General features: G+C 43.6%; 9 protein-coding genes. All 9 read left to right on the forward strand.

Annotation, left to right across the window (positions count from 1 at the left end):
* The first annotated feature begins 131 nt into the window (after window positions 1-131).
* Complete coding sequence (locus BUB19_RS12230) at window positions 132-746, forward strand: TetR family transcriptional regulator (protein ID WP_073094825.1); 615 nt, start codon at window positions 132-134, stop codon at window positions 744-746.
* A gap of 138 nt (window positions 747-884) precedes the next feature.
* A complete protein-coding gene (locus BUB19_RS12235; RefSeq protein ID WP_245802844.1) occupies window positions 885-3,074 on the forward strand; it encodes a carbohydrate binding family 9 domain-containing protein in 2,190 nt (729 codons plus the stop codon).
* Between the two features lie 42 nt (window positions 3,075-3,116).
* Complete coding sequence (locus BUB19_RS12240; protein ID WP_073094826.1) at window positions 3,117-5,192, forward strand: tetratricopeptide repeat-containing sensor histidine kinase; 2,076 nt, start codon at window positions 3,117-3,119, stop codon at window positions 5,190-5,192.
* A gap of 46 nt (window positions 5,193-5,238) precedes the next feature.
* Window positions 5,239-5,895 (forward strand): DUF2911 domain-containing protein, encoded by a 657-nt coding sequence (locus tag BUB19_RS12245; RefSeq protein ID WP_073094920.1) that lies wholly within the window; start codon window positions 5,239-5,241, stop codon window positions 5,893-5,895.
* Between the two features lie 196 nt (window positions 5,896-6,091).
* A complete protein-coding gene (locus BUB19_RS12250; protein ID WP_143156017.1) occupies window positions 6,092-6,535 on the forward strand; it encodes a hypothetical protein in 444 nt (147 codons plus the stop codon).
* A 106-nt stretch (window positions 6,536-6,641) separates the two neighbouring features.
* Window positions 6,642-8,030, forward strand: coding sequence for an arginine decarboxylase (locus BUB19_RS12255; RefSeq protein WP_073094828.1), 1,389 nt, complete (start codon window positions 6,642-6,644; stop codon window positions 8,028-8,030).
* Window positions 8,031-8,518: 488 nt separating this feature from the next.
* On the forward strand, window positions 8,519-9,622 hold the full coding sequence (locus BUB19_RS12265) for an efflux RND transporter periplasmic adaptor subunit (RefSeq protein ID WP_245802845.1): 1,104 nt from the start codon (window positions 8,519-8,521) through the stop codon (window positions 9,620-9,622).
* 44 nt (window positions 9,623-9,666) lie between these two features.
* Window positions 9,667-12,822, forward strand: coding sequence for an efflux RND transporter permease subunit (locus BUB19_RS12270; RefSeq protein ID WP_073094830.1), 3,156 nt, complete (start codon window positions 9,667-9,669; stop codon window positions 12,820-12,822).
* A 12-nt stretch (window positions 12,823-12,834) separates the two neighbouring features.
* Entirely contained in the window at window positions 12,835-14,313 is a 1,479-nt protein-coding gene (locus tag BUB19_RS12275; protein ID WP_084097229.1) for an efflux transporter outer membrane subunit, read from the forward strand.
* Window positions 14,314-14,709: the final 396 nt, after the last annotated feature.

The following is a 14,709-nucleotide window of genomic DNA, read 5'->3' on the forward strand; positions in this document are numbered from 1 at the left end:
ACTTCAATATTATGCCGAGGTTACTTTTAATTTATTGAATATTCATTCAATATTAAATAAATCAAAATTAAAAAAAAACTGTTATAAAGATTACTTTTATGTCTAAATTAGTCTTTTTATTCTAAAAAGGTATGAAAACCACGATAAGAGAGGAAAGAAAAAAGGAAATCATCAGGGGTTTTTATGATTTGTCCCGGCTGGAGGGAATGGAAAATGTCTCCATTGCTAAAATTGGCAAACACCTGGGTATGCCGCCAAGTCTGATCATGCATTATTTTCCAAACAAGCGGCTTTTGGTTTTGGGACTGATCTCCCATATCCTGCACCAATATCAACTGATATACAAACCCATCATCAACAAATTTGAAAAAGACCATAAGGTGTACCCTGAATTGCTGGTCAATCGGCTTTTCTCCAGAGAATGGAACCTGCTGTTTGACGACGGGGTTTTTTTCAGTTGCTTTGCCATGACCTTCAGAGATGAAACCATCAAAAGGGAATACATGAAATTGCACCTCAAGCTGCGGGATACGCTCAAGTCAATTCTGGATAGGGATCCTGTTTTTTCGAAAGGAGACACGGCACTTCTCGCGGAGAAAATATTTGTTGTCATCGAAGGAGCATATTATTACCTGTCATTGATCGGAGATGAAAAGGAGTACAATAGAAAATTAAACATTTTTAAAGATCAGGTCTTCCAGCTACTGAAATTGGAAAGCCAGTTGATCCTTGAAGACAGTGAGTAAAGGGATTGGCAAAACCCAAACTGTGATTTTTGGGGACGCTACCCATGCCCGCCCGGCTGAAGTGAACGATATACCTTTCGTAAAAAAACTGGCGCCGGGCAGTTCCTGAACGCATATATTGCGCCCGAAGAGTATCTCATGAATTATAAAACTGTCGGCATCAGCCTCATTTTTCTTTTGTGCGCGCTAAGCCTTTCCGCTCAGCAAGATGGGACATTTGCGGCCTACAAATTGGCACCGGATGAAACTCTTGTATTGGATGGCCGGCTGGACGAGCCCTTCTGGTCCGCTGTCGCTACGGCCACTGCTTTCCGGCAGCAGGAACCGCTCGAAGGGCAATTGGCTAGTGAACAGACGGCTGTTCAGGTCGCATTCGATGAAAAAAACCTTTACATAGGTGTCAGGCTATATGATAGTGAGCCCGGGAAAATCAAAGCTTACCAGAGACGACGGGATGCAGACCTGGCTACAGATGATTTCTTTGCCTTTATCCTGGACACTTATGACGATCAGCGTTCCGCATTTTATTTTGAGACCAATCCGCTTGGAATGATGGGCGACGGTATCTTGCGCACAGGACAGGGCTCGACGATCAACAGGGATTGGAATGGCATCTGGAGAGTATGGATAAGCAGGGACGAAAAAGGCTGGATGGCCGAGTTTAGAATTCCATTTATGACTTTAAACTTTAATCCCAACAACGACACCTGGGGGATCAATTTTTTAAGAACCATCCGCAGAAAAAATGAAATCACCCTATGGGAGGGATACCGCCGGAATCAGGGAATAGAGCGTCCTCAGGATGCAGGCAAACTTACCGGTCTTTCCGGAATACATCAGGGCCTGGGTCTGGAAGCCATACCCTATGCAATCGCTTCGGGATCGCAACGGCGATTAGATCCGGAAAACCCTATGCAGGGCCAACACAGCTTTAATGCGGGTGGAGAATTGAACTACAACATCAACCCAAACTTAAAGGCTGGGGTCACCATCAACACCGATTTTGCTGAAGCAGAGGTAGATGACAGGCAGGTAAACCTTACCCGCTTTCCTATTCTCTTACCGGAACGGCGGGACTTTTTCCTGCAGGGTGCCAATGTCTTCCAGTTTGCCCCGTCAAGCAATCCCAACCCCTATTTCAGCAGGCGGATTGGGCTTCAGGACGGCAGGCCCATTCCCATCCGATATGGGGGCCGGGTAATCGGCCGGGTACGCGATACCGATATCGGCCTCATACATGTAAAGACGGGAGAAGCCGGAGAACTGCCCGGAGAAAATTTCACTGTGGCGCGTGTACTGCAGAATATTTCAAGTGAGAGTACCATCGGTGCCATCTATACCCGGAGAGAAATGGAGGGAGACAGCTTGCCTGTAAGAGAAACCTTCGGAGCAGATATCAGCCTGAGTACCTCAAAGTTTCTGGGCAATAAAAATTTCCAATTTGAGACTTTTTTCGTCGGTCATACACCTACTTTCTTCAACGACAGCAGCAGCTTAATGGACCGCTCTGTGCGGGGGTTGCGGTTCAACTTCCCCAACCAGCCCTGGGATGCCCATGTCTCTTATCGCGAATTTGGCATTCGGTACAATCCGGCGGTCGGCTTTGTGCCCCGGGTAGGTTTCAGGAGGCTTCAGCCTACCATTACGTACAATCCCCTGATCGAAAAAAGCAACGTGCTGCGAGAACTCAGTTGGCAGTATTACTTTGAATACCTCATGCTGATGAATTGGGAACCTGCTACAGTAAACCACCGCCTGCGTTTTCTGGGCCTGCGATTTGAATCAGGCGATATATTGAATTTTTCTGTACTGCACAACTATGAATTTCTGGATTTTACCTTCGATATACTGCGGGATGGTGCCTACCTTATCCCTGAGGGCAGGTATCAAAACAGGGGTTTTTCCATTGAAGCCATTTCGGCGCCATTTAGAAAAATCGGTGGTGCTGTTACCTGGACGAATATGGGCTTCTGGACTGGCAGGCAGACGAGTCTGGAAGCAGATATTTTCATGAGACCGCTAATCGGTCTGAACATGACCCTTAGCTATATCCATAGCAAAGTAGATTTGGAGCAGGGAAATTTTAAAACCCACTTGTTGCGACTGAATAGCAGCTATGACTTTTCTCCCTGGGTTTCCATCAATTTCAATGTACAATACGACAATGTAACCGAGCGCCTGGGCACCAATAGCCGCTTTATATGGATCCTCAACCCTGGCAACACACTGTTTATCGTACACAACCACAATTGGCAACGCTTCCTGGACCGGCTCAGGCCAATGGAAATTCAATCCACGATAAAACTGGCCTACACTTTTAGATTCTGAAAATTAGGCTTTTTAAAATTTTTTAGATTATTTTGAGGCCCTATGCAAAAATCTTCAGGGCCTTCACTTTTTTATCGAAAAATCATTGTATACAGCTGTTTTTCAATAGGATTGCTATGTGTCTTTGCCGGTTGCAGCAAAAGTAGCGATGCTTACAAGCCCCTCTCGCAAAAAACATCAGAAATTCTGGACAAATCCAGCAACCTGCTCAATAGCGGGCAGTTTAAAAAATCCCTGGTTTACCTGGACAGTGCCTATCAGGAAATGGAAGCGCCCAACACGCTCGACCTCTGGGAAAAATACAATTTTCTAAGCAGAATTTACCTGAACTACGATGTAGATCTTGACAAATCACGGCAATACCTGGACAGCATGTTTATGGTACTGGAGGAAAGCCGGCAGCTGTATAAGAAAGAGTATGCACAAACCAAATTTCTGGAAGGAGACTTATACAAGGCCAGAAAACAATTCAATAACGCCTTTGAAAGTTACTTTGAAGGCAGACAATTTGCCACTCAAAATTTGAGTAACTGCCTTATCAGCAATCTCACTTATCAAATGGGGCTTTTCCGGTACCAGCAAAATCAGTTTGAGGAAAGTCTGCCCTACTTCCGGCAAGCCATCCGCGAAAATGAAGATTGCTGGGGAAACGGTATGCTGGACCAAAACCTGTATTTTCCGCAGATGTATAGAAACACCCTAGCGTTGAGTTTTGAGAAAATGGACATGTTGGACAGTGCAGAACTGCATTACCGCCAGGGCATTGATTTTCTTGAAAAGGCAGCCCAAACCTTCCCTGCTGAAAAAGCTTTTATCGACCTCGCTAAAGGCGTGTACTTTGGAAACCTGGGTGGTGTATTGGCCAAAATGGGGCGAGACAAGGAAGCCGAGAAATTTCTGAAAAGAAGCATTGCTATCAATTCCCGGCCTGAATTTGACAAAAAAGACGCACAAACAGCAAAGATAAAGCTTGTCGAACTGCTTATCCGCCAAAAGCGGCTGAATGAGGCCTGGACCTATATTGAACAATTGGAAGATGAACTGGAAAATGCAGAGGTAAAAAACCGCAGCCATATCGTCAACCTGATCCACCTAAACCGGGTGAAGGAAGCCTATTTCGAAAAACAAGGTGTCACCGAAAAGGCCTACCAACATTTGCAGATCTATTACCACCTGCGGGATTCTATAGACGAGGTGGATGAAGAGCTTCGACTAGTGGACATGGAGGAATCCTACGAAAACGCCGCGCAGCAATACCAGCTCTCCATCATCAACCGGGATAATCAGATCAAAAACATCTATCTGGGAACTGCTGCGGGTTTTACCGTATTGCTGGTAATATTTCTGGTACTAGCCCACAAAGGCCTCAAACGCTCTCAACACATCAATAAGGTAATCAGTCAGCAAAACATAGAGCTGCAGGAAACATTGGGTGCCCTGGAACAAAGTCAGGCAGAGAATACCAGGATCATGTACATGGTGGCCCATGACCTGCGAAACCCCATCAGCAGCATGGTAATGATGACCGATATTCTCTTGTCTGATGAGCAGATAAAAGGAGACAGCAGGGTACTGCTGGAACACATCAAAACCTCCTGCAACAACTCCCTGAATCTGGTTTCCGAAATGATGCAATCCAATAAAAATTTAGCGACGCTGAACAGGGAACCTGTGGAGTTGGACCGCATCCTGCATTATTGTGTAGAATTGTTACAGCATAAGGCTCAGGAAAAAAATCAAAAGATCCTGATTGAAACCGTTCCCGTGACGGCATTGGTGAGCAGGGAAAAACTCTGGCGGGTGATCAGCAATCTCATTGCTAATGCGATCAAATTTAGTCCGAAAGGCAAATCCATTCGCGTAAATATGCGTAAGACGCCTGAAAAAGTGATCATTTCCATAAAAGATGAAGGGATTGGTATTCCCGAGGAGATCAAAAGCAAGGTATTTGAGTGGTACACCGAAGGAAAGAGGTCGGGTACAGAAGGAGAAAAACCGTTTGGAATGGGACTGGCCATATCGAGGCAAATAATCAGTGCGCACGGGGGTAACATCTGGTTTGAAAGTGAAGAAAATAAAGGAACCACTTTTTATATTGAAATTCCCCTACAAAAATGATTTATTTGTACTTCGGTTACCAAAAGAGATCATAACCCTGACAGGAATGAAATATTATTCATTATTATTTATCGCCTTTTTTATCATTTTACTATCCTGCAATTCCGGGAGTAGTGAATTGTCGAATACCACAGCGACGGAGGAGACAAAGGACGCCGCTGCACTTAGCAACCTGGAAAAAGAACATCAACTGGATATGGCCGCCTATGCGGACAGTGTAAATGCCGGCCTGGTCGAGGACACATTTAAAGGCAGTGCACGCAGAGAAAGCAAGGGTAAAATCGGCGATGCTGAGGTGATTATCAATTATGGCTCCCCCGGCGTTCGGGGAAGAGTCATCTGGAACGGCCTGGTATCCTACGATCAGATTTGGGTAAGTGGATCTCACTGGGCGACGGCAATCTCCTTTTCTGATGCTGTCACCATTGCAGATCAGCATGTACCTGCAGGAATGTACGGATTTTTTACGATTCCTGGACGAGAAAAGTGGACCCTTGTCCTGAATGAGGTGTATGATCAGCACCTTGCCGATGACTACGAGCAATCCAGAGACATCCTTCGTTTTGAAACCGATCCAATTGCGCTGGAAGATACGGTACAACGACTCACTTATGAAGTGGTATCTTCGGAAGGACAAAACAGTGGAATAATAGCCATGAGCTGGGATAAGATAAGGCTCGAATTGCCTGTGAGTGTAGACTAATTCAGCAGGGATTCCTCCGGTATCGCTAAGCTCAAATGTGCGCTTCAGCTAAATATATAACCGTCAAAATGGCTTTAATTTATATGCTGAACGGGATCTCATTGCCTTACATCCAGGCAGCGGCAGGCTCATTTTCCGGACCATTTATTTTTTCAAAAAATCTAAACTTTTTACACGCAATCCGGTATAAGTAAGTGTGAATAGAATTGTAATCCACAATACGAAAAACCGGAAGATGATGGTAGAGGAAAAGGAGATCAGCAAGAAAGGGAGAGCACTATCGGAGATGAATTTCGACCAATTTGGAATTCGTTTGGTGTCCACCATGAATGAAAATCCAGACGGGTTTGAAGCCATCTCTTTTGAATTGTCAGAGAAATGGTCGTCCTTATATGGACTATTGAGGGGGCTATCTGACCTGTATAAAAGTCCTGCGGCCTTTCTGACCAACAATCACAGCAAAAAAAACTTTACCTTGTACTATAAAGCTGCAGCCAAAAAGGAAATTGCTGCATTCCTTAACTATATTTTTGGAACGTTAGATAGGGAGGTTCATTTCAGAAAGGCACTGGGAAGGCTGTTAAAGACCAAGCTCAAACAACACAAAGAGAATGAAATGCTTTTTAAAAGTCTGGGTTAGGATTATGAAACAATAGCTTTTTCTAAAAAGTATTTGATTAATCGAATTTTGGTGCAATTTTTGGGCTTTTTACTGACCAAACCAGCAAAATTCCAACAAGCTATTTATGAATAATTACATAGACCTGATCCAGCAGACTTTTGATTTCCCCACCAAAGAATTTAACGTAAATAACAATGAACTGTATTTTAATGGGGTAAACCTCATGGAAATCATTGAGGAGTACGGTACCCCCCTCAAGCTGACCTATCTCCCGAAAATCTCTGAAAATATTCAAAATGCCAAAACATACTTTGGCAACGCCATGCAGTCTCACGACTACAAGGGCAGCTATACCTATTGCTATTGCACTAAATCCTCCCATTTTAGCTTTGTGGTAGATGAAGCATTGAAAAATGGGGCGCATATAGAAACCAGTTCTACGTTTGACATCCCTTTGGTAAAAAAACTATTTCAACAGGGGAAAATTAATAAAGAGACCTTTATTGTGTGCAATGGCTTTAAGCGGGAACTGTACAAGCAATACATTGCTGATTTGCTAAACGAGGGCTTTGTCAATTGCATACCCGTGCTGGATAACCTGACAGAAATTGACTATTATCTGGAGCATGTGAAAGTACCCTTCCAGGTGGGGATCAGGATCGCGGCCGACGAGGAACCCAAATTTGGCTTTTACACTTCCCGGCTGGGAGTCCGCTACCATGACATCATCAAGCTGTACGAAGAAAAAATAAAGGACAACCCGAATGTCAGTCTTAAAATGCTGCATTTTTTCATCAACTCCGGAATCAGAGACACCGCCTACTATTGGTCAGAACTGACGCGTTTTATCCAGAAATATGTAGAGCTGAAAAAGGTAGCTCCAGAACTAGACACCATGGATGTAGGTGGCGGCTGGCCTATCAAAACCAATGTATTTTTTGACTACGACTACCAGTACATGGCAGATCAGATCATCAAGAATATCAAATGGATGTGTGCAAAAAACAATACCATAGAACCCAACATTTTTACTGAGTTTGGCAGCTACACCGTAGGAGAAAGTGGTGCTGTTTTGTATTCGATTCTGGATGAGAAGTTGCAGAACGACAAGGAGCTCTGGTACATGATCGATGGTTCTTTCATCACCCAGCTACCGGATAGCTGGGGTCTGAACCAGAAGTACATCATGCTGGCTGTAAACAACTGGGATAAAGAGTACCACAACATCTCCCTGGGCGGATTGACCTGTGACAGCATGGACTACTACAATTCAGAGGCCCATCAATTCAACATTTACCTTCCCAAACTGGAGAAAGGCAACCGCCAATACATCGGATTTTTTCACACAGGTGCCTATCAGGAATCACTCGGGGGATACGGGGGCATCCAACACTGCCTGATCCCGGCTCCAAAACATGTAATCGTGGACCGCGGAACGGATGGTTCTATCCATCATCGTTTATTCGCTCCAGAGCAGGAAAGTATAGACATGATGAAGATACTGGGATATTGATTGCCCTATCAACTCAGATTTCCCGGATTCGGACCGGGAAAGACAGGCCAATCTGGAAACCCATTTTTTTATGACTTTTCAAACCCGATTGCTATCCCCTGGCATTGCATACTTGGGTGGACGGTTATACTATCGCCCGCCAGAAAATTTATTTTTGACTATTTAATATTGAATCAGGAAGCACTTTTCAATTTTTCGCTTCTCCCTAGAAAATGTAAAAAAATCCCAAAATACCACCAGCCATTGTTGGGTGTCGGGTATGAATGCCTGTTGGGATATTCTGATTCCTGTGGTTACGCCTGATCCTTATTTACCACCCAACACGCCTATTGACCTTTAACAATTAAAATATTGGAATGCTTTTTGATAATTTGGCAAACATACCTATCGAAACAGCACATAATTATCTGTTGATGCCGGGTCGAAGAAAAAAATTGAATTTAAAAATGAGACTAAAAAATTTAAAAATTACTCATAATTTACTATTTGTGCCTGCAATTGTAATAGGTTCTTTGGGAATTTATTCATGTGACAGCAAAGGGGAACAGGTAGAGGTGGAGACACTATCATTGCCGGTAACCACTGTGGAAAGAGATTCTGCGGTGACCACCTTTGAATACCTGGGAGCTATCGAGGGGAAGGTAAATGTTGAGATTCGTCCCCAGGTTGAGGGATTATTGGATGAAATCCACGTTGACGAGGGAGATTTTGTTGAAAAAGGGCAATTGTTATTCAGCATTAATTCTCTTCCCTATCAGGAACGCCTTAAAAATGCGCAGGCTGCGGTAGAAGTGGAGAGGGCCAAACTTGAAAATGCGAGGATAGAACTAGAAAGACTCCAACCGCTGATAGACCATGAAGTGATTTCGGATGTTCAAATGAAAACAGCAGAATCAAATTATGAGGTAGCAAAGGCTTCACTTGCTCAAGCCGAGGCATTAAAAGCGACCAGCCAGATAGATGTACAGTTTACACAGATCAGGGCTCCGGTTAGCGGATATATTGGCTTAATTCCTAAACGCGTGGGAAATTTGGTATCAAAAGGCGATGATGAGCCGGTAACCACCCTGTCAGATATCAGTGAAATATACGTGTATTTCGCTATGAGTGAGTCGAATTATTTGTTTTACAAAAAAATGCAGGAAGACTCTACTGCAAGAAGACTTAACCCCCACGTAAAGTTAATCCTGGCCGACGGTACTGTTTATTCGGAAGAAGGAGTTATCGATGCCGATGCCGGTCAAATCGACCGGACTACCGGCGCAATCACATTGAGGGCCAAGTTTGATAACCCTAACAAATTATTAAGAAGCGGAAACACCGGCAAGATTATTTTGGAACAGATTCACCCGGACGTATTGATGGTGCCTCAAAAATCCATTACCAAGGTGCAAGACAAAAACTTTGTGTTTGCCCTGAAAGCAGATAGTACTGTTGAAAGAAAAGAGGTTCATCTTGATGGTAAGGCCGGTGAGAATTTCATCTTAAAGGGCAGCAATATCTCCGAGGGGGAAACCATCATCGAATCTGGTGTGAATAAGGTTAAAGACGGAATGAAGGTAGAGGGCTACCAGCAGACTTCCCGTCCTTAGGATTTCCTACCTAGCGCATATTAGTCATTTAAACTTTTAAATGTATGATTAAGAAAATAATCGACCGGCCGGTATTTGCCTCCGTAATATCAATCCTTATAGTTATTGCGGGGCTGATCAGCCTGCTTCAGCTTCCTGTAACCCGCTTTCCAGACATAGCGCCCCCCAGTGTCAACGTAAGGGTGAGTTATCCAGGAGGTAATGCAGAAACGGTAGCCAAGTCAGTACTTCTTCCACTGGAAGAGGCTATAAATGGGGTGGAAAACATGACCTATATCCGTTCCAAAGCAACGAATTCGGGTAGAGGAAGCATCAATATATTTTTTGAACCGGGCACTGATCCGGATATTGCTGCGGTCAACGTTCAAAACAGCATATCAAGAGAAATTGGAGAACTTCCACCTGAGGTGATTCAGGAGGGTATTTCCGTCGTCAAGCGGCTTAGCGGTAATATCATGACGATCAACATTATCGCCGAAAGCGAGGACTCTCCCTACGATGAAACCTTTATTCAGGCTTTTTCCAGAATTAATGTCAAGCGTGAATTGCTCCGCGTGGAAGGAGTTGCTCAGGCTTCATTTGTTGGTAGGAGGACGTATTCGATGCGGGTATGGTTAAACCCTGAGAAATTGGCACTTTATGGGCTTGTGCCGCAAGACGTAACCAATCAAATTAACGATCAGAATTTTGAAGCAGCACCGGGACGCTTTGGAGAAACCTCAGAGGAGATTTTTGAAACCATTATTAAGCACAAGGGAAGATTCAGTACTCCGGAGGAATACGAAAATATTGTCATCAAGTCGAATAAAGATGGTTCTATCCTATATCTCAGAGATATTGCGAGGGTAGAGCTAGGTGCCTCCAACATGGGTAGCGACAATACCGTCGATGGTAAAGCCGCAGCAACAATCAATATTACCCAGACCAGTGATTCCAATGCAAAGCAAATTGATGAGGATATTCGTGAGGTAATGGAGCGGATTTCCAGGAATTTTCCGGAAGGAATCACATATGACATTTCCTATTCTGTGCGAAATCAGATCGATGAATCTATTGATCAGGTAGTGCACACGATACTGGAAGCCTGTATTCTGGTTTTCATTGTCGTTTTTATTTTTCTGCAGGACTTTAGGTCTACCATTATTCCGGCGATCGCCATACCGGTATCGTTGATAGGTACTTTTTTCTTCCTGCAATTACTGGGATTCTCAATTAATGTGCTGACCATGTTTGCTTTGGTACTGGCTATCGGGATTGTCGTTGATGATGCTATAGTCGTAGTAGAGGCGGTTCACCATAAACTGACCCATGGCAAAATGCCGGCTAAAAAGGCTACCGAGGAGGCGATGAAAGAAATTTCCACTGCCATCATTTCCATTACCATAGTAATGGCAGCTGTTTTTGTTCCAGTGGGATTTATGGAGGGGCCTGTGGGACTTTTCTACCGACAGTTCGCATATACCTTGATTTTTGCCATTCTGATTTCTGCATTGAATGCCCTTACCCTGAGTCCGGTTTTATGCGCCTTATTGCTTAAGCCAGCGAAGCAGTTTGATGAACAATCGGCCAGTAAAATGGGGAGGCTAAAACATCGGATCTTTACCTCCTTCGAATCGGGATTTGAAGCGTTTACCAACAAATATGTGCGCTCGGTTACTTTTCTGCTTAAAAAGAAATGGATTCCAATTGGTGCGCTCCTGGTACTACTAGCGCTAACGATTATTTTGTTTAGAAGCACGCCCGGTGCGTTTATTCCTGCTGAAGACGACAGTTTTCTAACTTATTCACTTACCATGCCACCGGGTTCCTCCTTGCACAGGACATCTGGCCCCATGAACCAAGTGGATTCAATCCTTCGGAATCATCCAGCAGTCAGAAGCGTCAATAGCATTTCGGGGTTTAATGTCATGGAAAATGCGCCGAGCCCATCTTTCGGTATGGGTTACATTAATCTCCATCCGATTGACGAGCGTGGGGAAACCCAGAATATTGATTTACTGATATCTGAACTAATAAACGACCTATCTCATATACCTGAAGCAGAAATCAATGTTTTTGCCAGACCCACTGTTCAGGGTTTTGGAGAATTTTCCGGATTGGAAATGATCGTTCAGGACAGGGTCGGAGAAAGTTTCACCGATTTCAACAGAGTCGCCGATGAATTTATTGCCGCAGTCAAAGATCGCCCTGAAGTCGATAATGCGTTTACCACCTTCAATGCAAATTTCCCTCAGTACCAGATGAACATTGATTATGTAAAGGCAAAAAATATGGGCGTTAGCGTTCAGGACATGATGAAATCGATCCAGGCATATTTTGGAAGATTACAAACAGGAGATTTTAACCGGTTTGGGAGACAGTACCGAATATTTGTTCAAGCAGATATCCCCTACCGTACTGAAAAAAAATCGCTTGATGCTATTTTCGTACGAAATAATATCGGTGAGATGGTGCCGGTAAATACGATTGTATCTCTTGAAGAAGTATATGGTCCGGAAATCGTAAACCGTTACAACCTTTTTAATTCGATAACAGTCAATGCAACGCCTGCAGATGGCTACAGTACAGGTGATGCTATGAATGCTATCGAAGCCATTGCTGCTGAATTGCCCACAAATTATAGTTATGAATGGACAGGCATGAGTCTTGAGGAAAAGGAATCCGGTTTCCAAACGGCCATTATTTTCATTTTGAGTATCGTTTTTGTTTTCTTCCTCCTGGCGGCCCAATACGAAAGTTACCTGTTGCCTTTTGCAGTTTTATTATCGATACCCTGCGGGCTTCTTGGAGTTTTTGTCGCTATAAACCTGGCCGGAATTGCCAACAATATTTATGTCCAGGTAAGCATTATCATGTTGATAGGTTTGCTGGCAAAAAACGCCATACTGATCGTTGAGTTTGCTTCACAGAAGAGAAGGCAGGGCATGAGCATTTTTAATGCAGCAGTAGAGGCTGCCCGCCTCCGTATCCGTCCCATCATCATGACCTCCTTTGCTTTCATAGCCGGGTTGATTCCATTAATGCGAACTGTTGGCGCCTCCGCTCAGGGCAATAAATCAGTGAGTATCGGAGCGGCAGGAGGAATGCTATTTGGAGTGATTCTGGGAATATTTATTATTCCAACGCTTTATCTGGTTTTCCAGCATTTGCATGAAAAAACTGCCAGGAAATCACAGGTGAAGATTCCTGCCAAGGCTTAAAAATTAATCAACATGTCATTAATAAAAAACATTGATAAAACAAACTGGCGCTCTATTTCAGCCGCCTTGCTTATCGTATTGGTCCTTTGGGGATGCAAATCCGGTAAAAATTACGTTCGGCCAGATCTCAAGCTTCCTGATACATTTAAAACACTGCCGTCTGACCAATCTGATAGTGCCGCACTTTCTTCTGACAATATCGGAGAGTTGCCCTGGCGAACGTTTTTCGAGGACACCACATTGCTGGCGCTCATCGACAGGGGGCTGGAAAATAACCTGTATTTGAAACAAATTAGAAAGGAAAGTGAAATTGCAAACGAATCTTTTAAGCAAACCAAAGCTAATTTTTTCCCGCAGCTCACCGCCATACTTGAAAAAAGAAATGATCGGTATTCGCAAAATTCGTCTACAAGAGAAAGTGTAAAATACTATCAGGGGAAAGATACGCCTAATCAATGGTATGTCGCAAGAGCGAATAGTATGGCAGCGGTTCAATCAAGTTGGGAAATTGACCTTTGGGGCAAACTACGTCGACAAAAAGAAGCCAACCGGGCACAGTTTCAGCGAAGGGAGGCCATCACCAAAGCGATTGAAACCGATTTAGTGGCGGAAGTAGCAACCGCCTATTACAAACTGCTCATGCTCAAAGAACAACAGCAGGTAGCTACATATAACTTAAGGCTCAATGATTCGACATTGAGTATTGTTAACTTACAGTTTAGGGCAGGAGAAGTCTCCTCCCTTGCTATCACTCAAACAGAATCTCAAAAACTCATTTCCGCCTCGCTGGTGCCACAGATAGAAAGAGAACTTGAAATTCAAAAAAACAAATTAACTGAATTATTGGGAGATTATCCTAACGAAACGATAAATGTAAATAGAGGCCTTGGAGATACCCGGTTGTTAAGCGATATCTACGTAGGTGTGCCACTGGAATTGATTAAAAACCGGCCAGATGTTAACGCTGCTGAATTGGCTTTGGTAGAGGCAAATGCCCAGGTGGGTGTCTCTCAAGCCATGCGATACCCGGCCCTTTCATTGAGTGCTCAATTGGGCTATGATGCAATTAGCTTTTCAAATGTTCTGAATCCCGGATCATTATTTGGCATATTTATCGGTTCATTAACTCAGCCTATTTTCCAAAACAGACGGCTGAAAACAAGGTATAGAATCTCCCTTGCGGAGCGGGATATAGCTGAACTTGCCTTCCGGGAAAAGGTGATACAGGCAGTGACAGAGATATCCAATGGGATGGTGACCATTGAAAAATTGGAGGAAGAATATGAGTTGGCTGAACAAAGACTGACAAATGCCAGAGAGGCTGTCAAAGAATCGTATTTACTTTTTAGTAGTGGCTACGCAACCTATCTGGAGGTGATCAATGCCCAAAGTAATGCTCTAGAAAGTGAGTTGTATATGGTAGATGTAAAAATGCAAATGCTCGTAGCCAATATTGAACTGTATCGAAATCTGGGCGGAGGCTGGAATTGATCGCCAAATGACTCCAACTGGCGTATTGCACAAAAGTTATAGGAATTGGGAAAATATGGGTATTTTTTTCATCAAATCGATGGGGATATATGATCTATTTCCAACGATTGAATAGCAAAACCGTGATACGACCATATCATATAAAATTCTTAAGCTTTACAAAAAAATTAACTGATATTTATTTAAACACAAAGTTTACCCGAAATCTGATCCGCAGCTACCCGGATCAATTGGGATGTCGACTTTTTAATTCGCCGCCATTGATTCGGCCCCATTAAAAAGGACAGGCCGTTGGAACAATTTAGATTATTATTTGTTCCGATTTAAATAAGATTAGGGAAAAATCCCATTTCTGTTTAATTTCGTTCTTATATTGGTTTTCCTTTGGGATAGCTG

It is taken from the genome of Cyclobacterium lianum, from assembly GCF_900143075.1.
Lineage (GTDB): Bacteria > Bacteroidota > Bacteroidia > Cytophagales > Cyclobacteriaceae > Cyclobacterium > Cyclobacterium lianum.

What these genes read in the sequence shown, in the direction of transcription:
- BUB19_RS12230 (WP_073094825.1), top strand. Translation starts at nt 132, where the DNA reads ATGAAAACCACGATAAGAGAGGAAAGAAAAAAGGAAATCATCAGGGGT.
- BUB19_RS12235 (WP_245802844.1), top strand. Translation starts at nt 885, where the DNA reads ATGAATTATAAAACTGTCGGCATCAGCCTCATTTTTCTTTTGTGCGCG.
- BUB19_RS12240 (WP_073094826.1), top strand. Translation starts at nt 3,117, where the DNA reads ATGCAAAAATCTTCAGGGCCTTCACTTTTTTATCGAAAAATCATTGTA.
- BUB19_RS12245 (WP_073094920.1), top strand. Translation starts at nt 5,239, where the DNA reads ATGAAATATTATTCATTATTATTTATCGCCTTTTTTATCATTTTACTA.
- BUB19_RS12255 (WP_073094828.1), top strand. Translation starts at nt 6,642, where the DNA reads ATGAATAATTACATAGACCTGATCCAGCAGACTTTTGATTTCCCCACC.
- BUB19_RS12270 (WP_073094830.1), top strand. Translation starts at nt 9,667, where the DNA reads ATGATTAAGAAAATAATCGACCGGCCGGTATTTGCCTCCGTAATATCA.
- BUB19_RS12275 (WP_084097229.1), top strand. Translation starts at nt 12,835, where the DNA reads ATGTCATTAATAAAAAACATTGATAAAACAAACTGGCGCTCTATTTCA.